The sequence below is a fragment of the Drancourtella sp. An57 genome (assembly GCF_002161525.1).
In the GTDB taxonomy this organism is placed as follows: Bacteria; Bacillota; Clostridia; order Lachnospirales; family Lachnospiraceae; genus Sellimonas; species Sellimonas catena.
The window spans coordinates 44,078-67,418 of sequence record NZ_NFHY01000013.1 but is presented as its reverse complement, the minus strand read 5'-3'; the positions used below and the strand labels follow the sequence as shown (position 1 = coordinate 67,418).

The 23,341-nt window shown below is 46.4% G+C and carries 22 protein-coding genes and 1 other annotated feature; of the genes, 21 read left to right on the top strand and 1 reads right to left on the bottom strand.

What is annotated here, in order from left to right; all coding sequences use genetic code 11:
* The 17 genes from B5G11_RS11600 (at position 1) to B5G11_RS11525 (ending at position 19,012) form a co-directional block, all read left to right on the top strand.
* Positions 1-1,047, top strand: a complete 1,047-nt coding sequence (locus B5G11_RS11600) for a V-type ATPase subunit (RefSeq protein ID WP_087169023.1) — start codon at positions 1-3, stop codon at positions 1,045-1,047.
* Positions 1,044-2,984 carry a V-type ATPase 116kDa subunit family protein gene (locus B5G11_RS11595; protein WP_087253882.1) on the top strand — a complete coding sequence of 647 codons (1,941 nt, stop codon included), beginning with the start codon at positions 1,044-1,046 and terminating at the stop codon, positions 2,982-2,984. Before B5G11_RS11600 ends, B5G11_RS11595 begins: the two co-directional genes overlap by 4 nt.
* A gap of 14 nt (positions 2,985-2,998) precedes the next feature.
* Positions 2,999-3,430, top strand: coding sequence for an ATP synthase subunit C (locus B5G11_RS11590; protein ID WP_087169025.1), 432 nt, complete (start codon positions 2,999-3,001; stop codon positions 3,428-3,430).
* Between the two features lies 1 nt (position 3,431).
* Positions 3,432-3,740 (top strand): V-type ATP synthase subunit F, encoded by a 309-nt coding sequence (locus B5G11_RS11585; RefSeq protein WP_087169026.1) that lies wholly within the window; start codon positions 3,432-3,434, stop codon positions 3,738-3,740.
* A 15-nt stretch (positions 3,741-3,755) separates the two neighbouring features.
* Positions 3,756-4,343, top strand: coding sequence for a V-type ATP synthase subunit E (locus B5G11_RS11580; RefSeq protein WP_242959050.1), 588 nt, complete (start codon positions 3,756-3,758; stop codon positions 4,341-4,343).
* Complete coding sequence (locus tag B5G11_RS11575) at positions 4,336-6,102, top strand: V-type ATP synthase subunit A (protein ID WP_087253879.1); 1,767 nt, start codon at positions 4,336-4,338, stop codon at positions 6,100-6,102. The genes B5G11_RS11580 and B5G11_RS11575 overlap by 8 nt, the downstream gene beginning before the upstream one ends.
* Positions 6,103-6,122: 20 nt before the next feature.
* Positions 6,123-7,559 carry a V-type ATP synthase subunit B gene (locus B5G11_RS11570; protein ID WP_087253876.1) on the top strand — a complete coding sequence of 479 codons (1,437 nt, stop codon included), beginning with the start codon at positions 6,123-6,125 and terminating at the stop codon, positions 7,557-7,559.
* Between the two features lie 13 nt (positions 7,560-7,572).
* Positions 7,573-8,190, top strand: a complete 618-nt coding sequence (locus B5G11_RS11565) for a V-type ATP synthase subunit D (RefSeq protein WP_087169029.1) — start codon at positions 7,573-7,575, stop codon at positions 8,188-8,190.
* A gap of 33 nt (positions 8,191-8,223) precedes the next feature.
* The gene (locus B5G11_RS11560; protein WP_087253873.1) at positions 8,224-9,096 is read left to right on the top strand and encodes a DegV family protein; all 873 of its coding nucleotides are present in this window, start codon (positions 8,224-8,226) and stop codon (positions 9,094-9,096) included.
* A gap of 12 nt (positions 9,097-9,108) precedes the next feature.
* Complete coding sequence (locus tag B5G11_RS11555) at positions 9,109-10,185, top strand: RNA-binding domain-containing protein (protein WP_242959049.1); 1,077 nt, start codon at positions 9,109-9,111, stop codon at positions 10,183-10,185.
* Positions 10,186-10,268: 83 nt separating this feature from the next.
* Positions 10,269-10,541 (top strand): winged helix-turn-helix domain-containing protein, encoded by a 273-nt coding sequence (locus B5G11_RS16805; RefSeq protein WP_242959048.1) that lies wholly within the window; start codon positions 10,269-10,271, stop codon positions 10,539-10,541.
* Between the two features lie 38 nt (positions 10,542-10,579).
* Positions 10,580-10,819, top strand: a binding site (T-box leader).
* A 232-nt stretch (positions 10,820-11,051) separates the two neighbouring features.
* Positions 11,052-12,974 carry a methionine--tRNA ligase gene (metG, locus tag B5G11_RS11550; protein WP_087169032.1) on the top strand — a complete coding sequence of 641 codons (1,923 nt, stop codon included), beginning with the start codon at positions 11,052-11,054 and terminating at the stop codon, positions 12,972-12,974.
* Between the two features lie 102 nt (positions 12,975-13,076).
* Entirely contained in the window at positions 13,077-14,318 is a 1,242-nt protein-coding gene (locus B5G11_RS11545; protein ID WP_087169033.1) for an aminopeptidase P N-terminal domain-containing protein, read from the top strand.
* A gap of 71 nt (positions 14,319-14,389) precedes the next feature.
* Positions 14,390-15,379, top strand: coding sequence for a hypothetical protein (locus B5G11_RS11540; protein ID WP_087253869.1), 990 nt, complete (start codon positions 14,390-14,392; stop codon positions 15,377-15,379).
* Entirely contained in the window at positions 15,372-16,670 is a 1,299-nt protein-coding gene (locus B5G11_RS16800) for a tetratricopeptide repeat protein (RefSeq protein ID WP_242959047.1), read from the top strand. The genes B5G11_RS11540 and B5G11_RS16800 overlap by 8 nt, the downstream gene beginning before the upstream one ends.
* Before the next feature lie 104 nt (positions 16,671-16,774).
* On the top strand, positions 16,775-18,445 hold the full coding sequence (locus tag B5G11_RS11530; protein ID WP_087253866.1) for an AAA family ATPase: 1,671 nt from the start codon (positions 16,775-16,777) through the stop codon (positions 18,443-18,445).
* A gap of 33 nt (positions 18,446-18,478) precedes the next feature.
* Positions 18,479-19,012, top strand: coding sequence for a hypothetical protein (locus B5G11_RS11525; RefSeq protein WP_087169035.1), 534 nt, complete (start codon positions 18,479-18,481; stop codon positions 19,010-19,012).
* Positions 19,013-19,095: 83 nt separating this feature from the next.
* On the opposite strand, the gene B5G11_RS11520 is transcribed toward B5G11_RS11525, so the two are convergent.
* Positions 19,096-19,389, bottom strand: coding sequence for a hypothetical protein (locus B5G11_RS11520; protein ID WP_087169036.1), 294 nt, complete (start codon positions 19,387-19,389; stop codon positions 19,096-19,098).
* A gap of 92 nt (positions 19,390-19,481) precedes the next feature.
* Here B5G11_RS11520 and B5G11_RS11515 point away from each other — a divergent pair, with 92 nt between their 5' ends.
* The 4 genes from B5G11_RS11515 (at position 19,482) to B5G11_RS11500 (ending at position 23,300) form a co-directional block, all read left to right on the top strand.
* Positions 19,482-20,243, top strand: coding sequence for a TatD family hydrolase (locus tag B5G11_RS11515; protein ID WP_087253863.1), 762 nt, complete (start codon positions 19,482-19,484; stop codon positions 20,241-20,243).
* A 65-nt stretch (positions 20,244-20,308) separates the two neighbouring features.
* On the top strand, positions 20,309-21,184 hold the full coding sequence (gene rsmA, locus B5G11_RS11510) for a 16S rRNA (adenine(1518)-N(6)/adenine(1519)-N(6))-dimethyltransferase RsmA (RefSeq protein WP_087253860.1): 876 nt from the start codon (positions 20,309-20,311) through the stop codon (positions 21,182-21,184).
* Between the two features lie 24 nt (positions 21,185-21,208).
* Positions 21,209-21,889 (top strand): TIGR00266 family protein, encoded by a 681-nt coding sequence (locus B5G11_RS11505; RefSeq protein ID WP_087253857.1) that lies wholly within the window; start codon positions 21,209-21,211, stop codon positions 21,887-21,889.
* Between the two features lie 40 nt (positions 21,890-21,929).
* The gene (locus B5G11_RS11500) at positions 21,930-23,300 is read left to right on the top strand and encodes a citrate/2-methylcitrate synthase (protein WP_087169040.1); all 1,371 of its coding nucleotides are present in this window, start codon (positions 21,930-21,932) and stop codon (positions 23,298-23,300) included.
* Positions 23,301-23,341 lie beyond the last annotated feature (41 nt).

Genomic DNA, 23,341 nt, shown 5'->3' with positions numbered 1-23,341 from the left:
ATGGGAAATTTACTTGCCTACAGTGGGATTGTCACGAAGCTAAGGGCAATGGAGGCCAAACTCCTTACAAAAGAGCAGTTTGATGAGATCATGGTCATGAGCAGTGTGCCGGAAGTGGTTTCTTACCTGATTCAGAATACTGTATACAGGGAAATCCTGGAGAATCTGGAGCCGTCCCTTGTACACAGGGGGAACATCGAGAAGCTTCTGGAACTGTCCTTGTACCATGATTACACGAAGATTTACCGTTTCTGCACACTGGAGCAGAGAAAGTTTTTAAAGCTTTATCTGAAGCGGTACGAAGTGGAGCTGATCAACTATTGTCTGAGGATCGTCATCAACCACTATCAGGAGCCTTTCGATCTGAACCATAAGAAAGCATTTTTTGACCGGTATTCGCAGATTTCCATCGAAAAGCTGATCCACGTAAGAACAACAGATGAGCTGATTGAAAACCTGAAGGGAACGGAATACTATGAGACATTAAAGAAGCTGAGGGATTCAGGGAAGGCGACACTGTTTGATTATGATCTGGCACTGAATCTGTATTACTTTGTTTCCATGTGGAAGGATCACAAGAAGATCCTGAAGGACAAGGAGCTGGAGCTTTTTGCGAGAGATTACGGGACCCAGATCAATATGCTGAATATTCAGTGGATTTACCGGGCCAAGAAATATTTCAGCCTGTCCCCGCCGGATATTTATGCGCTGCTGATTCCGATCCAGTACAAGATCAGTACCGGGCTGGTCAAGGAGATGGTGGAAGCGCCGACTTTGGAGGAATTTCAGAATGCCGTGCAGAAGACCTCGTACGCAAGACACTATGATTTTGGCCAGAATCTGACGGTAGAAAAGATGTACGCGGATTATCTGTATTATTTGTACACGACAGACCGGAGGAGAAATCCGTACTCTATTGCGTCGATCAATACCTACCTCTTTATGAAAGAGGAGGAGATCAAAAAGCTGACGACCGTGATAGAATGTGTGCGCTATGGTGTATCCTCGGATGAGATCATGGAGTATACAGGAGGGCAGAAAAAATGATTGTAAAAATGAAATTTGTCAATATCTCAGGGCCGCGCAGTGATATTGACCGTGTGATGGATCTGTATCTGTCACGATATGAAATCCAGCTGGAATCAGCGCTTTCTGAGCTGAAGACAGTGGACAATTTAAGGCCCTTTGTGGAAATGAATCCGTACAGGGATGCACTTCTTAAAGCGGTGCAGTTTGTGGGATTTTTGGAAGATCCGGATAAGACCTTACCGGATACGAAAATGGGGCTCAATGATATTTTTGAACTGATCCGGACAACAAATGAGGAATATTTAAAACTGCAGTCACAGCAGGATCAGTGGAAAAAGAAGAAAGAAGAGATTGCAGCCAGACAGAAAATCATCGAGCCGTTCCGGCCGATGGGCGGTGATCTTGGAAAGATCCTGAATTATAAATATATTGCCTACCGCTTCGGTAAGATGCCGGTGGAGCAGTACCAGAAGCTGGAGAAATATCTCCTGAATGATCTGGATGCGGTTTTTGTAAAAGGAGCGCAGGACGGGACATCTGTCTACGGTGCTTACTTTGCTGCACCTGCGGATCTCCAGAAGACGGATGCGGTATTCCGGTCCCTTCATTTTGAGCGGATTGAGATTCCGGCGCAGTACGAAGGATCGCCGGAGGAAGCAAGCCAGAAGCTTCTGAAGGAAATGTATGAAATCCAGAAGAAAATTGATGACCTGGATAAAGAAGCGGCGAAGATGCTGGAACAGAAAGCCCCGCAGCTTGTGTGGGCGAAGCAGAGGCTGGAAGAGCTTGCTCACAATTTCGACGTCCGTAAGATGGCGGCCAGGGTGGAAGATAAAAAAGAAGATTACTATATCCTCTGCGGCTGGATGGCAGAAGAGGACGTCAAAAAGTTTATGGCGGAAGCGGAGCAGGACGACAAGGTTTTTGTTGTCGTGGAGGACGACCATGACAGCTACTTCGGAGAACCGCCGACAAAACTGGAAAACCCGAAGATTTTCAAGCCGTTCGAGATGTTCGTCGGTATGTACGGGCTGCCGTCCCACGATGAGATTGACCCGACCCTTTTTGTGGGAATCACCTATTCCTTCATCTTCGGAGTGATGTTCGGCGATGTAGGCCAGGGACTTCTGCTTGTCATTGTGGGAGCATTGATTTACCACTTTAAGAAACTCCCGCTTGCGGGAATCATTGCTACGGCAGGAGTATTCTCAACAATCTTCGGCTTCATGTTTGGAAGTGTGTTCGGATTTGAAGATATCATAGAGCCTCTGTGGCTTAGGCCCATCGACCATATGACGACACTCCCGTTTGTCGGGAAACTAAATACGGTATTTATCGTGTCGATTGCCTTTGGAATGCTGCTGATTCTGGTGGCGATGGTACTTCATATTATCAATGCGTTCCGGGGACACGATGTTCAGGGCGCATGGTTTGATCCGAACGGAGTGGCCGGACTTGTCTTTTACGGATCGATTGTGGCGGTTGTGGTTCTGTTCATGACCGGACACAAGACACCGGCAGGAATCGTGCTTCTTGTGATGTTCGGAGTGCCGCTTCTTCTGATTCTCTTTAAGGAGCCGTTGACAAACACGCTTCTGAAGAAGAAAGAGAAGATGAAAGAAGGAGCAGTGATGTTCCTGGTAGAAGGATTTTTTGAACTGTTCGAGATGCTCCTGAGCTATTTTTCGAACACTCTTTCTTTCGTGCGTATCGGAGCCTTTGCCGTCAGCCATGCGGCGATGATGGAGGTCGTACTGATGCTTGCCGGAGTAGAGGGCGGGCATACAAACTGGGTGGTGATCGTGCTTGGAAACCTGTTTGTCTGTCTGATGGAAGGACTTGTAGTCGGAATCCAGGTACTTCGTCTGGAATACTATGAGATGTTCAGCCGGTTCTATAAAGGAAGCGGAAGAAAGTTTGAGCCATATAACAAAAACAGAAAAATGGAAAAATAAAGGAGGACTTTATTATGACTCTTGCAGCGAGAATAGCGCTAATTGCAGCACTGATCTTAAGTATTATCATTCCGTTTGGATATTATCTGATCGGAGAGAAGAACAAAGGGCGTTACAAACGTGCCATTGGAGTGAATGTATTTTTCTTCTTCGGAGCATTCGTTCTGGCATCGATTATGATGTTTGCAGGACCGAATGTACAGGCGGCGGACGCGGCAGCCTCTGCCTCTACAGCAACGGGAATGGGCTATATCGCGGCCGCACTGGTTACCGGTTTATCCTGTATCGGCGGCGGTATCGCCGTGGCAAGTGCAGCGAGCGCGGCACTTGGCGCGATCAGCGAGGACTCCAGCGTCCTTGGTAAGTCGCTGATTTTCGTAGGACTTGCAGAAGGTGTCTGCCTGTACGGGCTGATCATCTCCTTCATGATCCTGGGACAGTTATAAGATGAAGATGTTTCTGATCAGTGATAATGTCGATACGTATACAGGAATGCGCCTTGCAGGCGTGGACGGAGTTGTCGTACACGAACGTGAGGAGCTCTATGAGGCGCTCCAGAATGTCCTGAAGGACAAGACTGTGGGGATTGTCCTTCTGACGGAGAAATTCGGGAAAGAATTTCCGGATCTCATCGACGAATTCCGTCTGGAGAGGAAAATGCCTCTGCTTGTGGAGATTCCTGACAGACACGGAACCGGACGGAGAAAAGACTTTATCACATCTTATATTACCGAAGCAATCGGACTGAAATTATAAAAGGAGGGATTCCTTTTGACATTAGATGAGAAAATTGCGAAGATTCAGACCTCCTCAATGGAGGCGGCCAGAGCAGAAGGAAATGAGATTATAACGAGTTACCGCGCGGCCCTCGACAAGGTGTTTGAGGATCATAAGCAGGAGGCCGTGCGCCAGATGGAGACCCGGATCAAAGCGGAGACAGTCAATGCCAGACAGCAGAAAAACCAGGCGATGGCAAAGGCACAGCTGGATCTGAAGAGGCAGGAAGGAAGAGTGCAGAAAGAACTAAAGGATAAGGTGTTCCGGGAGGTCATGGAACTGGTGGCATCCTATATGAAAACAGAGAAGTACCGGGACTTTCTTCTGCGCTGTATCCGGAAGTCTGTAGAATTTGCGGGCGATGAGGGATTGACAATCTATATCAATCCTTCGGATCAGGAGATGAAAGAGGAGCTGGAATTAAAGTCCGGCACTATGCTGACGATCAGCAACGAAGACTTCATCGGAGGAGTCCGGGCAGTCATCCGCGGCAGAAATATTCTGATTGATCATTCTTTCAGGACCGCTCTGAGATCGGAGTATGATGAATTTGTATTCCTGGGAGGTGATGGAGTTGTCTAAGACTGGGAAAATCTATGGAATTAACGGGCCTGTCATCTATCTGAAAGGCAATACCGGATTCGGAATGTCCGAAATGGTTTATGTGGGAAAGGATCATCTGGTCGGAGAAGTCATTGCCCTCGATAAGGACCGGACAACTATTCAGGTGTACGAGGAGACATCGGGACTTCGCCCGGGAGAAGAAGTGACCGCCTCCGGAAATGCAGTGTCGGTGACTCTGGCGCCCGGGATTCTGAATAATATATTTGACGGAATTGAGCGTCCGCTGGAAAAAATATCAGAGACGGGCGGAGCTTTTATTACAAAAGGAATTTCGGTCGACTCCCTCGACCGTGAAAAGAAATGGGACACCCATTTTACTGTGAAGAAAGGCGATTATGTCAACGGCGGCGATATTTTTGCGGAGGTACCGGAGACAAGAGCTATTGTCCATAAATGTATGATTCCGCCGCATCTGCACGGTACGGTCGTATCTGTGCGGGAGGACGGGCCGTACACGATCGAAGAGCCGCTTCTGACTCTGGATACAGGAAACGGACAAACGGTGGAGATTCCGATGGCCCAGAAGTGGCCGATCCGGACACCGCGCCCGGTGAGCCAGCGGTTTGCGGCATCGGTACCGCTTGTGACGGGACAGCGGATCATCGATACGATGTTCCCGATCGCAAAAGGCGGAACAGCTGCGATCCCGGGAGGATTCGGAACAGGAAAAACAATGACCCAGCATCAGATTGCCAAATGGTCCGATGCGGACATTATTATCTATATCGGATGCGGAGAGCGTGGAAATGAAATGACCCAGGTTCTGGAGGAGTTTGGGGAACTGACAGACCCGCGGACCGGAAACCCTCTGATGGACCGGACGACGCTGATTGCCAATACGTCCAACATGCCGGTGGCGGCCCGTGAGGCAAGTATCTATACGGGACTTACTCTGGCCGAGTATTACAGGGACATGGGATATGATGTGGCGATCATGGCGGACTCCACATCGAGATGGGCGGAGGCTCTTCGTGAACTTTCTGGACGTCTGGAGGAGATGCCGGCAGAAGAAGGATTCCCGGCTTACCTTGCATCCAGGCTGTCGGCTTTCTATGAGAGAGCGGGCATGATGCAGAACTTAAACGGTACGAGAGGATCAGTCAGCATTATCGGGGCGGTATCGCCTCAGGGCGGTGACTTCTCGGAGCCGGTCACACAGAATACGAAGCGGTTTGTGAGATGCTTCTGGGGACTGGACAAGAGCCTTGCCTACTCCAGACATTTCCCGGCCATCCACTGGCTTTCCAGTTACAGTGAATATTTGCAGGATCTGTCCCACTGGTATCAGGACAATGTTTCTCCGAAGTTTGTAGATTACCGGAACCGGCTGATGGCCCTTCTGAATCAGGAGAGCAGCCTTCTGGAAATCGTCAAGCTGATCGGAAGTGACGTTCTGCCGGATGACCAGAAGTTGATTCTGGAAATTGCAAGAGTCATCCGTCTGGGCTTCCTGCAGCAGAACGCTTTCCACAAAGATGATACGTGCGTCTCTCTGGAAAAGCAGTTCCTGATGATGGATACGATTTTATATCTGTACAAACAGGCACGGGCCCTTGTGACAATGGGGCATCCGATGTCGGTTTTGAAGTCGGAAAATATTTTTGAACGTGTCATTGCCATCAAGTACGATGTGCCGAATGACCGGCTGGAACTGTTTGCGCAGTACCGGCGGGACATTGATACCTTCTACCAGCGTGTGCTGGAGAAAAATGCATAAAAGGAGGGAACGAAACAGTTATGCCAATCGAATATCTTGGGCTTAGCAGCATTAACGGTCCCCTCATTGTACTGGAAGGGGTACAGGATGCGTTTTATGATGAAATTGTAGAATTTATTGTGGGAGGAAACAAGAAGCGGATTGGAAGAATCATTGAGCTTTATGGGGACAAGGCGGTCATCCAGGTCTTTGAAGGATCCGAGGGAATGTCCCTTGTCAACACCCACACCAGACTCACCGGGCATCCGATGGAGATCGGACTGTCCCGCGAGATGCTTGGAAGAACCTTTAACGGAATCGGACAGCCGATCGATGATCTGGGAACGATTGCCGCGCGAGTAAGGCGGGATGTCAATGGACTGCCGCTCAATCCGGTAAAACGGGAATATCCGAGGAACTATATTCGTACCGGGATTTCGGCAATCGATGGCCTGACTACGCTGATTCGAGGACAGAAGCTGCCGATTTTTTCCGGAAACGGACTGCCTCACGACCAGCTTGCAGCGCAGATCGTCAAGCAGGCGTCTCTGGGAGAGGATTCCGGTGAAGAGTTTGCCATTGTCTTTGCGGCCATGGGAGTCAAACACGACGTGGCGGACTTTTTCCGCAGAACTTTTGAGGAGAGCGGCGTGGCAGACCATGTGGCCATGTTCCTGAATCTGGCAAACGATCCGGTGGTGGAACGTCTGATTACGCCGAAAGTAGCGCTGACGGTTGCAGAGTATCTGGCCTTTGAGCAGAACATGCATATCCTTGTCATCCTGACGGATATGACATCCTTTGCCGAGGCCATGCGTGAGGTGTCCTCCTCCAAAGGAGAGATCCCAAGCCGGAAGGGCTTTCCGGGTTATCTGTACAGTGAACTTGCTGCAATCTATGAGAGAGCAGGCATCGTGGAGGGCGCAGGCGGTTCGGTAACGCAGATTCCGATTCTGACGATGCCGAACGATGATATTACCCACCCGATCCCGGACCTGACCGGATATATTACAGAAGGCCAGATAGTACTGGACCGGAACTTAAACGGTCAGTCCATTTATCCGCCGATCAGCGTCCTGCCGTCCCTGTCCCGTCTGATGAAAGACGGAATCGGAGAGGGTTACACAAGGGAGGATCATCAGGATCTGGCAAACCAGCTGTTTTCCGCCTACGCAAAAGTGGGGGACGCAAGAAATCTGGCATCGGTTATCGGAGAGGACGAACTTTCCCCGATCGATAAAGAATACCTTGCGTTTGGAAAGGAATTTGAAGAGAAATACATCGGTCAGGGTCCGGAGGAAAACCGTACCATCGAGGAGACACTGGATCTTGGATGGGAGCTTCTTGGACGGCTTCCGAGAGAGGAGCTGGACCGTGTTAATACGAAGATTCTGGACAAATACTATCATCCGACAAAACGGGATGAAGGTGTCACCACGAGTGCGAGTCCGGGCTCTGTAGCAAATAAAGAAATGTAAAGGGGTGAGGCTGTTGGATCCACGGACATTTCCGACAAAAGGCAACCTGATGCTTGCGAAGAATTCTCTTGCGCTTGCGAAGCAGGGATATGAACTGATGGATAAAAAGAGAAACATTCTGATCCGGGAACTGATGGATCTGATCGATCAGGCCCGCACCATTCAGGAGGAGATTGACAGCACATTTACCTATGCGTATCAATGTCTTCAGAAGGCAAATATTGAAAACGGGATCAATACGATCTCCCAGATCGCATATACGGTTCCGATCGAAGATTCGATCGTGATCCAGACAAGAAGTATCATGGGAACGGAGATCCCGCATGTGAAATATACACCGAAGACACCGGTTCCGACTTATGCGTTCAGCGCGACAAAAGAGTCCGCGGACCGGGCGGCGGAAGCTTTCCGGAAGGTGAAAGATTTGACGGTGAAGCTTTCCATGGTGGAGAATGCGGCTTACCGGCTTGCTTCCAATATTAAAAAGACGCAGAAGAGAGCCAATGCGCTGCAGAACATCACTATCCCGATGTATACACAGCTTGTATCAAGCATCAGCAACGCACTGGAAGAAAAAGACAGAGAAGAATTTACAAGACTGAAAGTGATCAAGCGGAGAAAACAAAGTTAGAGAAAAGAGATGAAATGAGGAGGCAGAACAACGATGGACTACACGATTACAACAGATTCAAATTCGGATGTGCCGGCTGAGGCCCTGAAAAAATATGGAATCCCGGTGATCCCGCAGTACTACGCATTCGGAGATGAGGTTTACGGAGATGAGAAAAACATGTCCCCGCATGAATTTTATGAGACGATGAGGAAGGGAGAACTTCCGAAATCCATGGCAAACAATCCGGCAGTCATCCGGGAAAAATTTGAGACGGTTTTAAAAGAAGAAAAAGATATTCTCCACATCGCATTTTCCAGCGCATTGAGCGGCAGCTATAACAACGTGCGCATGGTGGCAAGGGAGCTGCTCGATGAGTATCCGGACAGGAAAATCGAGATCTTTGACTCCCTGAATGCATCCCTCGGCGAAGGTCTGTCAGTGTACCGGGCGGCAGAATTAAGGGAGCAGGGGAAAGCAATGCAGGAAGTCCTGACAGTACTGAATGAAGAACGAAGCCATATCAATGTCTGGTTTACCGTGGATGATCTGCACCATCTTCAAAGAGGAGGACGTGTCTCCAAAACGACTGCGATTGTCGGCAGCATGATCAACATCAAGCCGCTTCTTCGTATAACGGCATCAGGAGAACTGAAATCCGACGGCACTGTCCGCGGGCGGAAGAAGGCGCTGAAAACACTTGTCACCAACATGGAAAAGTCGCTGGATCCGGAACATTACGGAAAAGACCGTAAAGTGGCAATCCTTCACGGAGACTGCATGGAGGATGCCCTCGCAGTGAAGAAAATGGTAAACGATCTTGGATTTGAGGATGTCGTTATCAACGATGTCAGCCCAAGCATAGGCACACACGCAGGACCGGGCGTTGTAGGACTGGTGTACTACGGAGGGAAAGTGACGGAATAAGGAGGCGAGGCTGTGGATTCAAAAGCGATTAAGGAAATACTGGACATAGGAGAAACCATCGCAGTGGAATTCAAGCGTTGTGGGAATGGTATTGAAAGCGATGTATATGAAACAGTATGCTCTTTTCTGAACCGTTTTGGAGGAGACATTTTTTTAGGCGTACTGGATGATGGAACTGTTTTAGGGGTGCCGGAAAATGCGGCAGCTGATATGGTCAGAAACTTTATAAGCTGTGTCAGCAATCCGGCGTTGTTTACACCTACAGTTTATTTGTCACCCAAAGTCCTGAAATATGAGGGCAAGACAATTATTCATATTCATGTTTTACCAAGTGCCGAGGTTCATAGTTACAAGAAAATAATTTATGACCGGATTGATGATGCGGATGTGAAAGTAACTGCAACTTCCCAAATTGCACAAATGTATATCCGTAAACAAGAGATTTTTACGGAACGAAAACTATACCCATATGTAAAGAAAGAGGATTTGCGGATTGATATGCTTCCTAAACTTCGTATTATGGCAGAAAATCAGAGTAACGGAAGCGGACATCCGTGGAGCCGTATGACAGATGATGAATTGTTGAAAAGTGCGAGATTATATTCTATTGATCGTGTAACTGGTGAGCAGGGATTCAATCTGGCAGCGGTTATGCTTCTTGGAAAAGACGATGTAATTTTAGACATTGTACCGGCCTATGTGACAGATGCGCTTTTACGCAGAGTAAACATTGATCGTTATGATGACAGAGAAATCATCCAGACAAATTTGATAGAAAGCTATGAGCGTTTAATGGAATTTGGGCGCAAGCATTTGCTGGATAAATTTTTTCTCGAAGATGACCAACGTAAGAGTCTGAGAAATATTATCACCCGTGAGATGATTGCGAATACATTGATCCATCGTGAATATACAAGCTCTTATCAGGCAAAATTTGTAATAGAAAAGGAACGGATGTATGTGGAGAATGCCAATCGTGCTTCTCAAAATATTGTGATTACACCGGATAATATGGAACCAATACCCAAAAATCCAATTATCGCATCCTTTTTTAGAAATATTGGTTATGCGGATCAGCTTCTGGTGTAAGAAATTTATTTAAATATAGTAAATTTTATTCTGGAAATGATCCCGAGTTTATTGAAGGAGATATATTTAAAATTATTGTACCATTGGATGAGGGAAATAGAGAAGAACAGACCACCCAGTCAGTCACCCAAACCACCCAGTCAGTCACCCAAACCACCCAGTCTAAAGAAAATGATCCTGAAAAAAATATTATGGAACTGATAGAACAGAATCCGTTTCTTTCTCAAAAACAAATGGCTGAAAAACTGAATTTAAATAAAAATACGTTGAAGTACTATATCAAAAAAATGAAAGAAAAGGGAGTAATTGAAAGAGTAGGAACCAATCGAAAAGGGAAGTGGATTGTTAAATCTTGACTTTCAAAAATTTCTATGCTACCATTTTTACTACATAAGCAAACGCGTAGAAGAAGAGAGTACATGTTCTGGAATCTTACAGAGAATTCCCGGATGCTGAGAGGGATGGAGAAAGGAAGATGGAAGATGGCTTCAGAGCGGCATGGATGAACACGGATGACCGTGATAATTCATGATGGGTTCCGCCCGTTACAGCGGAGGGTGCCGTCCGGCACTCGCAGAGGTCTGTCCTGCGAGGGGCAGATAAACGGAAGTGGTAACGCGGATTCGCCTTCCGGGGAAATATCCCCGGAAGGCTTTTTATTTAACAGGAAACTTTGTTCCCTGTTAAATAAAAACGCTCCGCGGGATGCGCACTCGTGCGAGGCAGAAATTTGTCGCTGACGCGACCGCACTCGGCGCGAGAGTTCCGCAAGCGGAACTCTATGTTTATTTTGTAGCGTTGACTGGTGGACCGTATCAACAGGTGAAGCTGATTTTAGCGTTTATTAAAAAAGGAGAGAAAAATCTATGTGCAGTAATTGTAATGAAAAAGAAAAGTATTATATCACGACTGCGATTGCCTACACATCCGGCAAACCGCATATCGGAAATACGTATGAGTTTGTGCTTGCGGACGCAATCGCAAGATACAAAAGAAGCAAGGGCTACGATGTCTATTTCCAGACCGGAACAGATGAACATGGACAGAAGATCGAGCTGAAGGCGGAGGAAGCAGGCGTGACTCCGAAGGAGTACGTGGACAAAGTAGCTGCCCAGGTGAAAGAGATCGCTGACATGATGAACACATCATACGATCATTTTATCCGTACAACGGATGACTACCATGAGAAACAGGTGCAGAAGATCTTCAAAAAGCTGTATGATCAGGGAGACATTTATAAAGGATACTATGAAGGAATGTACTGTACTCCGTGCGAATCCTTCTTTACCGAGTCCCAGCTTGTGGACGGTAAATGTCCGGACTGTGGACGTCCGTGTACACCGGCAAAAGAAGAAGCATACTTCTTCAAAATGAGCAAATATGCGGACCGCCTGATCCAGCATATCAACGAGCATCCGGAATTTATTCAGCCGGTTGCGCGGAAAAACGAGATGATGAACAATTTCCTTCTTCCGGGACTTCAGGATCTTTGTGTATCCAGGACGTCATTTAAGTGGGGAATCCCGGTAGACTTTGATCCGAAACATGTCGTTTATGTATGGCTGGATGCGCTGACCAACTACATCACCGGAATCGGATACGATGCGGACGGCAACAGCTCTGAGCTTTTCAATAAGAACTGGCCGGCAGACCTGCACCTGATCGGAAAGGATATTATCCGTTTCCATACGATTTACTGGCCGATTTTCCTGATGGCGCTGGATCTTCCGCTTCCGAAGCAGGTATTTGGTCATCCGTGGCTTCTGCAGGGAGACGGCAAGATGAGTAAATCCAAAGGAAATGTGATTTACGCGGATGAGCTTGTCAACCTGTTCGGTGTGGATGCAGTACGTTATTTTGTGCTTCACGAAATGCCGTTTGACAACGATGGTGTCATCACATGGGAACTGATGGTAGAGAGAATGAACTCTGACCTTGCCAATACATTAGGAAACCTTGTAAACAGAACTGTTTCCATGACAAATAAGTATTTTGGCGGAACAGTGACAGATAAAGGCGTGGCAGAAGAAGTAGATGCAGACCTGAAGCGTGTGACAGAAGAGACATCCGGCAAAGTGGACGCCAAGATGGAAGACCTGAGAGTGGCAGACGCCATCACAGAGATTTTCAATCTTTTCAAACGCTGCAACAAATATATCGATGAAACAATGCCATGGGCACTTGCAAAAGAAGAGGATAAGAAAGACCGTCTTGAGACAGTGCTTTACAACCTGATTACAAGCATCTCCGAAGGAGCAAAACTGCTTGCACCATATATGCCGGAGACAGCCGAAAAGATCCTCGCACAGCTTGGAGACGGCCATGTGACAGACAAGCCGGAGATTCTTTTTGCAAGAAGAGATATCAAAGAAGTGATGGAAGAAGTAGAGAAACTTCATCCTGCACAGCCGGAAGAAGCACCGCAGGAAGAGGAAGGTCCGGTGATCGATATCGAGGCAAAACCGGAAATCTCCTACGATGATTTCATGAAAATGCAGTTCCAGGTAGGCGAAATCATCAAATGTGAGGAAGTTCCGAAGTCCAAAAAACTTCTCTGCTCTCAGGTGAAGATCGGAAGCCAGGTAAAACAGATCGTGTCCGGAATCAAGAAATGGTACTCACCGGAAGAGATGGTCGGAAAGAAAGTCATGGTTCTTGTCAACCTGAAACCGGCGAAGCTGGCAGGCGTGCTTTCCGAAGGAATGATTCTCTGTGCGGAAGATGAAAATGGAAACATCGTACTGATGCAGCCTGAAAAAGACGTTCCGGCAGGAGCGGAAATCTGCTAGAAATATTATAGGAAAATCATAGGAAAAAACAGTGATTCTATCGAGTGTTTGTGCTAAAATGGTACTAGACTAAAGTACAAACGAAATGGAGGGAAACGATCAATGGAACCACAATTTTACAAGGGAAACAGAGATGCGTTTATGGAGAAGCTGGAGCCGGGCAGCCTTGCCCTGTTCTTCAGCGGAAGCCCGGTCCGTAAGACGGCTGATGAGGACTATGGCTACTTCGCGAACCGGAACTTTGTTTATCTGACCGGAATGGAGCAGAAAGATACCGTCCTTATGATGGAGAAAGATGCATCAGGATACAGGGAAACCCTGTTTATTCTTCCGCCAAACCTGATTGAGGAGAGATGGACCGGAAGCAGAATGAAACCGGAAGAGATAGAAGCAGTCTCCATGATTTCCAGCTTTGCCTACAAAGAGACATTTGAAGAAGAGCTGAAAAAGGTGCTGACTTCTGGACGGATCCAGAAGGTGTATCTGGACATTGACCGGATGGAAGGACAGGTTGTTGTCAGCGCGGCAGACAGCATGGAAGCATTCCTGAAGCAGGAATATCCATCCATGCCGATCGAAAATTCCCTGCCGATCATGAAGATGCTCCGTCTCATCAAGAAACCGTGTGAGATCCGTGCGATGGAAAAAGCGCAGGAAATCACAAAAGCCGGAATTCTTGCCATGATGACACATTCCAAACCGGGTATGTATGAATACCAGTATAAGGCAGAGTATGATTATGCACTGGCACAGCACGGCGTTCTGGAGGCGGGATTCCCGTCCATTATCAGCGCTGGAAAGAATAACTTCTGCATCCATTATTATGGATACCGCGGACAGGCTATGGACGGCGATATCGTGCTCAATGATGTAGGTGTACGCTGGGACAATGAGCTGACAGACGTATCCAGAGGATGGCCTTGCAACGGAAAGTATTCCTCCAGACAGAAACTCCTCTTCGAGTGTCAGTACAAGACTTCCGAGCACATGTTCTCCATGCTGAAACCGGGCATCCCGATGAAAGAAGTGGATGCGGAGATCCGCCGCTACTGCTTCGAGCAGCTGAAAGAAGCAGGCGTATGCAAGAGCTTTGATGATATCGGAACCTATATGTGGCATGGCGGAGCGCATCATGTCGGATTTGACACCCACGATGTCGTATCCGCAAGAGACGCCATCATCCAGCCTGGCATGGTATTCTGTGTGGATATCGGAATCTACCACGAAGAATGGGGCATAGGATTCCGTCTCGAAGACAACTGCCTCATCACAGAGGACGGATGCAGAAACCTGTCAAAGGATATCCCTAGAACAGTGGAAGACATTGAAGCGGTTATGAATTAGAAAAGAAAATGAAAAAGATATGTATTTCCGGGAATACGGAGATACATATCTTTTTTAGCAAGGAGTAGAAGATGAAAGTACAGGAATTACGGCAGATTATCAGCAGCGCTGATCGAGTCCTTTTGGAAAAAGCATTTGTAGAAACCTATAAACAGCTTACAAAGAGTCAAAAAGAAGAAGCAGACGTTCTGATCCAGGCAGTATTATCCGGAGATATGGAGAAAACAAAGAAAAAGAAAGAAACAGTAAATTTTGAAGATCTGGAGAAGCAGATCTTAACATTTATCGGAAATGCAAAAGCAGGAAATTACTTTGCGCCTAACCGTGTAATTCCAAAGAGTCAGCGTCCGAAATGGAGATTTCTTGTGAAAGGTTATTTGAAAGAGCTGGAAAAAATCAAGTCGGACAGTGAATATTATGAGAGGGCGTTGAACCTTCTGACTAAACTTTATGAGTTGATTTGCCAGGCATGTCAATACTATCTGTTTTCCACCGATGATCCGTTTCGATCTATCGGATGGCTTCAGGGAGATTTCTATCATCTGGTCGCGGCGAAGACTTTTGAAGGAGGATATACAAGAGAAAAGATTGCAAAGATGGCCGAGTTGGCATGTACAGGGGGGCTTAGCAGAATCTCTTTGCATTACGATCAGGAAATGGAATTCATCTCCCTGCTTCATACAAGTGATGTAAAAGAAATCGCAGTGGAAGAATGCAAAGAAGCGATTAGAAAGAGAAAAGAAAAACTGACAAGTATAAAAGAGGATAGTCATTTAGCTTTTTATCTCAGGGAAGACATCGATAATTTCTGCGATTTGATTTTAGCAATTTCTCTTTTGCAGGCAGAAACAGAACAAGGCGTAAAATACTATTTTAAAAATTGTATGGAATCGAGGAAAGAAATCATTCTTTACAAAGCGTTGGAAGTAGCAGATCTGACAGGTACGAATGAGCAATGGATTGAAATTTATAAATACGGGCTTGCTAAAAAGATAAAACCAAGAGAATCGTTAATCCGGGAATATCAGGATAGAATTAAGGAGAAGAACAAAGATGAATAAGATCCTAAGAATAAAAAAATCAGATGATAAAGAAACATCGAAAAAAGAAATAGAAAAGTTCGCCAGACAGTTTGCGCTTCCGCTGCAAAAACAGGTAATAGAAGCATTTCGCCTGGCAGATGAAGAAAAATACGAGGAAGCGGCAGGACTGTGCTGCAGAATACTGGATGAGGATGATTCAAAACCGGATATTATGGAGCTGCTCGGTCAGTGTTACTTTGCACAGGGAAATATGGCAGGAGCTGCAATGGTATTCCATGAATTAGTGGAAATAAATCCGGAGAATGCGGGATATCACCGCTCCCTTGGAATGGCTTATCATGGAATGGGTGAATTTGAGGAAGCGGTAAAGCAGTTTAAAGCAGCCGGACCGCCGGAACAATATACCCCCTTCTATTATACAAGTTACGGTGACTGCCTTCAGAAAATCGGGAAAGAAAAAGAAAGCCGGGAAATGTTCGGAATGGAGCTGGATAGATATGTAGAAACAGGAGAAATTCCACTGGCTGAATTGCTGGATGCTGTATTCCAAAATGTGCTCTATCTGGACATTTCCCTGACAAATGGGAAATATAAAGAAGATCTGGAACTGTATCTGCATTTCTTGAGCCGGATTGAGATGACGGAAAAGATGCAGGAAAACCTGGCTTCCACGGTTGTTTATTTATCCACACAGATGCGTAATAAATGGTATCGGCCGCTTTTCCGTGAACTGATTGATTATATCAGCAGGAAAAATTATCTGAGAACAGAGGGAACAAAAGAAACATTGAAATCAGCCTTTATCATATGGGAATCGTATCGTTTCCATGACGACAGAAAAGTCAGCAAAATTATGGATACAGGTCTGAATGCTATTTATAATATCCGCTATACGCTTAAAGATATACCGTGGATGGAAGACAGAGAAGATATACAAAGAGATGCACTTATTTCGGAGTGGAATCTGTGCCGATATGTGCCGGGACATCTGGAAGAAATAAAGTACATTCAGGAAAATTATCCATATAACTATGAGTGCAGCCGGAAATTTCTGGAAAGGGTAAAGCATGATCCGGAACAAACAGCAAAAGAAGTACTGGAAGAATTACAGAAATTATCCGGGCATCAAACCCTTCATGAATGGAAAGTGTTTCTTGAAGACGAATATAGTCAGATGAATGCAGAAGGCAGGGCAGAAGTTTTGGTAGATGGCTGGGAACCATACAGACGGAAAGGGGTAAAAGTAGGACGAAATGATCCGTGTCCATGCGGAAGCGGTAAGAAATATAAGAAGTGCTGCGGAAAATAAGGTGATGTCATCTAAAATAGAAAAATATATGTTTTCTACTGGCAGTCAGGTCACTGACTTGGTAAAATGGCAGTATAAAAAGTATAAGGGAAGGAGAGGGCAGTATGGCTTGCTTGAATATTCCTGTCGGAGTTTCCGATTTTGCAGAGATCCGCAAGAATGGATATTATTATGTGGATAAATCCGGTTTGATTGAGGAGTTGTTGAGGACTACGGCGACAAAAGTGACATTAATTACACGTCCGCGCCGATTTGGGAAAACACTCGGAATGAATATGCTCGCTGAATTTTTTGACATCAGGAAAGACAGTCGAGCGTTATTTGAAGGATTGGAGATTGATGAGAACACGGAACTTTGCAACCGGTGGATGAATCAGTGGCCGACTATCTTTTTTTCGCTCAGAAGGGTGGATGGACTGGATTTTTCCGGAGCATATGACATGCTGTGTTCTGTTATTACCGAGTTATGTGATAGCCACCGTTATCTTCTGGACAGTGAGAAAATTTCTCCGTATGACAGAAGTGTCATCAAGAATATTTTAAATTTTGATGCCTCAGAATCAGACATAAAAAACAGCTTACTGTCACTGACACGTGCAATGCAGGCGTACTATGGAAAACAGGTGATCCTTCTTTTGGATGAGTATGATGTTCCGGTAGCAAAAGCGAACAGCAACGGTTACTACAATGAAATGCTGGATGTGATGAAAGGAATCATGCAGGCACTGAAAGATAATCAGTCTCTACGTTTTGCGGTGATTACAGGATGTTTGAAAATCGCAAAGGAAAGCATTTTTACCGGAACGAACAATTTTGTTTCTGACACCATTGCGAATTCTGGATTAAATGAATATTTCGGCTTTACACAGGATGAAGTGAACAGGATTTTAGGGGATGCAAATGCGCTGGAGCATGCCACAGATGTGAAAGAATGGTACGATGGATATCATTTTGGAAACGTTGATATTTATTGTCCGTGGGATGTGATGAATTATATAAGAGATCTTCAAATCAATCCGAATGCAGGTCCGGAAAGTTACTGGAAGAATACCAGCGATAATGGGATTATTCGTTCTTTTATTGATTATGCAGGTGGGACAATTACAAAAAAGCTTGAGTCATTGCTTTCTGGAGGGCATATTGTCCAGAGGATTGATGAGAATCTGACCTATGACTATCTGCATTCTTCGGAAGAGAATCTTTGGAGTATCCTCTATCTGACAGGTTATCTAACACAAGTACGCGAGGAGGAACTTTCCGCATCTTTGCCGGAAGATGGAACTGCCCTTCAGATTCCAAATGCAGAGATCCGGGAGATTTTTCAAACTACGATAAAAAAATGGTTTGATGACAGTGCCAGAGTCTGGAACCGCAAATCACTGTTTGATGCGGTCTGGAGCGGAAATACAGAAGTCATGACGGAAGAAATGAATAAACTGCTCCGCCGGACGATCAGTTACCACGATTATAAAGAAGACTATTACCATGCATTTCTGGCGGGAATTTTTGCAGGTGCAGGGTACATTGTGGAATCCAACAAGGAGCACGGAGAAGGAAGAAGCGATGTGGTAGTGTACGATCCGGTGGAAAGCCGGGCAGCGGTTTTTGAGGCCAAGTATTCCAAGGCATTGAAGGACATGGAGACAAGCTGTGAGGAAGCGCTGATGCAGATTGACAAGCAGATGTATGCCAGAGAATACGAGGACGATTATGATCACATCTTCTGCTATGGAATATCTTTTTTTAAGAAACGCTGTCTGGTAAAGACAAAATAAGAGTTTATGTGTGAGATAAGGAGCCAATACAATATGAAATGGAAAAAAAAGAAAGGATGCCTTTTCCTTGGAAGTCTGATACTGTCTGCTGTATTAATGGCGGGATGTTCTGGACAGGATCCGGAGACAAAGCAGCTGCGTGCACTGTGTGAGGAACTGTTTTCTTTTCCGGGCGGCAGCGCCGATCAGGTGATGGCTGCGGCACAGGATGATTCTTCGGGAACGGATACAGACACGGAAGAGCAGTCGGGCGGCTTGAGCCAGACGATCGAAGACGTTTACGGAGACTATTTTACGGAATCCGGACTTCAGAATTTTTACCGGAGCGGTTTTCCGCTGAATGTGTACTATGCAGCGCAGGAAAAAGAATGTGAGATTTCTTTTGAAACAGTCCGGAAATCAGATGACGCGGGAGAGCAGGAAAATACAGAGAAATATGAGGTGGAAGTCCGTGTAAACGGCAGCACGGTCCATCAGGAAATCGATGCGGCTTTTGAAGAGGGAAAGATCGATTACTTCTATTTTGCGGATGATGAACTTTTTGCGGCGATTGATGAAGTTTCGTAAAAAGGGATCGGATAAGAAAGAAAGGGAATCGGCGCACCGGGGAGACATGCTCCCGGTGCGCCGATGCTTTTGCTGAGTAACTTTTAGCTGAGTTCTACTTTCTCTGCTTCTTCCGGCTTGAATTCATTCTTCAGGTCGTAGATGTTGTGGCCTGTGGATTCGCTTAATACGCGGCCCTCCAGAGAATAGCAGCGGATGAAACGTCTTCCGTCTACGCTGGACCAGTGCTCTACGTCCCATGTCATGTATCCGTCCTCGTCGGATTTTTTCTCTTTCAGATATAAGTCAACCTGGCGTCCGCCCGGAGCCATCAGCTTGATCAGCTCTTCGGTGTCGGCGGTAAGCTCGGTTTTGTTTACCTTGTCATATACCTGCATTGTAAAGTCCCTCCTATTGATATTCTATTTGAATTATAGTATGTTTTAAATTATAATACAACCATCTTGTTGGATTTTAAGGAGTGGAAACAATGATTTTTGATACACATGCGCATTATGGCGATGAGCAGTTTGACGAGGACCGGGATGAGCTTCTGGCCGGAATGGCGGACGCCGGTGTGGGAACGATCGTAGAGATCGGAGCGTCCATGCAGTCCAGCCGGGATGCAGTACGGCTGGCAGAGAAGTACCCGTTTGTCTATGCGGCTGCGGGCGTGCACCCGGACCATGTCGGGGAGTTGAACGAGGAGGCCATGGAAGAGCTGCGGCAGATGTGCCGGAAGGAAAAGGTCGTGGCGGTCGGCGAGATCGGGCTCGATTACCACTGGGATACGGAGCCGAGAGAGGTGCAGAAGCACTGGTTTATCCGGCAGCTTAATCTGGCCAGAGAGACGGGGCTTCCGGTCAATATTCACAGCCGGGATGCGGCGGAAGATACGATGGAGATCATGAAGGAGCACGCAAAGGGGCTGGGCGGCATCATTCACTGTTTTTCCTATTCCAGGGAAATGGCAAAAGAATGTGTTAAGATGGGATTTTCCATCGGAGTAGGCGGAGTGGTTACGTTTAAAAACGGAAGAAAACTTAAAGAGATTGTAAAGGAGATTCCGCTGGAGAAGCTCGTACTGGAGACAGACTGTCCGTATCTGGCGCCGGAGCCGAACCGGGGCAGGAGAAATGACTCCCGGAATATTCACTTTGTGGCACAGCAGATTGCAGAAATCAAAGGAATTGACAAAGAAACGGTAATAAAACAGACTGAAAATAATGCAAAATTAATATACTTTTCATAATATTTTAACAATTTGCAGAAGTGAAGTATGTTATACTAAATAAAGTAGTAAAGTGAGGAAAGTTTATGACAGATCCTTTTTTAGGAAATCCGCAGAATACCATCGCGGTACTGCAGAAATATCATTTCAATTTTCAGAAAAAGTTCGGACAGAACTTTTTGATCGATACCCACGTTCTGGACAAGATTATACGCGCAGCTGAGATTACGAAAGATGACTTTGTTCTTGAAATCGGACCGGGCATCGGAACGATGACTCAGTATCTGGCGCAGGCAGCGAGAGAAGTGGTCGCTGTAGAGATCGATAAGGCTTTGATTCCCATTCTACAGGATACTCTTTCCGGATTCCCAAATGCAGAAGTGATACATGATGACATCCTTAAAGTAGATATTGCGGGCCTCGCAGAACAAAGAAACGGCGGCAGGCCGATCAAGGTAGTTGCAAACCTGCCTTATTATATTACGACTCCGATTATTATGAGTCTGTTTGAGAGTCAGGTGCCGCTGGCTTCGGTGACCGTCATGGTGCAGAAGGAAGTTGCGGAGCGGATGCAGGCTGGTCCGGGAAGCAAGGATTATGGAGCGCTTTCGCTGGCAGTTCAGTACTATGCCGAACCGTATATTGCGGCTAATGTGCCGCCGAACTGTTTCATGCCAAGGCCGAATGTGGGGTCGGCGGTGATCCGCCTGACGAGGCACGAAGTGCCGCCGGTACAGGTGGACAATGAAAAACTGATGTTCCAGATTATCCGGGCGTCTTTTAACCAGAGGAGAAAGACGTTGGTAAATGGTCTGAACAATTCGCCGGAGATCACGCTTACAAAAGAGCAGATCACAGAGGCGGTGGAAAGTCTTGGAAAGGGTGCCGGTGTCAGAGGAGAGGCTCTGACATTGGAGGAGTTTGCCGGACTTGCCAATAAAATTAATGAGATGCTTGCATAAAAGCACAGAAAAGGAGGTAATGAGATGCGTTATGAGATTAAGGGAGAGACACTGCCGGTAGTAATCTGCCACCTGGAAGATGGTGAACAGATGGTGACAGAGCGGGGCGCGATGAGCTGGATGTCACCGAATATGCGGATGGAATCCGGAGCCCGCGGAGGTATTGGAAAGGCATTTGGAAGAATGTTTTCCGGAGATTCGATTTTCCAGAATGTTTATACTGCAGAGCATGGAAACGGCATGATTGCGTTTGCATCCAGTTTTCCTGGCTCGATCAAGGCATTTGAAGTCGGCCCGGGCCAGGAATATATCCTTCAGAAAAGTGCATTTCTTGCCTCTGAGGCTGGAGTGGAACTGAGTATCCATTTCCAGAAAAAGGTGGCTTCAGGACTTTTCGGAGGTGAAGGTTTTATCATGCAGAGAGTGTCAGGACAGGGGATCGTTTTTGCCGAGTTTGACGGACATGTGGTAGAGTACGAACTCAGGGCGGATCAGCAGATTGTTATTGATACCGGATACCTGGCTGCAATGTCGGCTTCCTGCGGAATCGAGATTCAGACCGTCCCTGGCATTAAAAATATGGTATTTGGAGGAGAAGGCCTGTTTAACACGGTGGTTACGGGACCGGGACATGTCTGGCTTCAGACGATGCCGCTGAGTAACGTGGCAGGTGTATTAAGACCGTATTTCCCATCGTCAAACTAGGACTCTGACATAAAATCAAGACGTAAAGGAGGAGCAGCTTATGGCCAAAACAGTAGACGAAGCGTTATTTGAGATTACACCGAAAATTCAGGAACTTGCCGATTTGAGTGAAAAGAACAACGCAATCGACAAAGAACTTTTTACCAAATACGAGGTAAAAAGAGGACTGCGTGATTTAAACGGAAAAGGTGTTCTTGCCGGACTTACAAATGTCTCGGATGTTCATGCAAAAGAGATTGTGGACGGAAAAGAAGTACCTTGCCCGGGAAGCCTCTACTACCGGGGATATAATATTAAAGATCTGGTGGGAGGATTTCTGGCTTCGAATCATTATGGCTTCGAGGAGATTGCATATCTGCTTCTGTTCGGAGAACTGCCGACAGAAAAGCAGCTGGAAGATTTTCATGAACTTCTGGTAGAGAGAAGAACGCTTCCGCCGAATTTCGTGCGGGACGTGATCATGAAAGCGTCAAGCCCTGATATGATGAACAGTATTTCCAGGAGCATTCTTCAGCTGTATTCTTACGATGACAAGGCGGATGATACAAGTATTCCGAATGTACTGAGACAGTGTCTCAATCTGATCAGCCAGTTCCCTATGTTGATGGTGTACGGCTATCATGCGTATAATTATAAGATGGGAGAAGATCTTTTTATCTATGCGCCGAAGCCGGAGCTTTCCACAGCGGAGAACATCCTGATGATGCTTCGGGAAGACCGGAAATATACGGATCTGGAGGCAAGAATTCTGGATATGGCACTTGTGCTTCATATGGATCATGGCGGTGGTAACAATTCTACCTTTACAACACATGTCGTTACCTCATCAGGAACAGACACCTATTCTACGATGGCAGCGGCGATGGCGTCTCTGAAAGGACCAAAACACGGCGGGGCCAATATCAAGGTTGTGCAGATGTTTGAGGACATGAAGAGCCATCTGAAAGACTGGACGGACGAGGACGAAGTAAGAGACTATCTGTCACGGCTTCTGGATAAGCAGGCCTTTGATAAAAAGGGACTGATTTACGGAATGGGACATGCAGTCTACTCGATTTCCGACCCAAGAGCAGAGATCTTCAAAGTATTTGTGGAGAAACTTGCCAAAGAAAAAGGATACGAAAAAGAGTATGCACTTTATGAACTCGTGGAGCGCCTTGGCCCGCAGATCATCGGGGAGAAGAGAAAGATCTACAAAGGTGTTAATGCCAATGTGGACTTCTACAGCGGCCTTGTATACAGTATGCTGGATCTTCCGCCTGCACTCTATACACCAATCTTTGCAGCGGCACGTATTGTCGGATGGAGCGCACATCGTCTTGAAGAATTGAAAAATGTAGATAAGATTATCCGTCCGGCTTACAAAGCACTGGCGGGACATAAGGAATATGTGAAACTGGAAGACAGGTAGGATGTGAATGAAAAGGGAAACTTTTTACTTATCCTGTAACA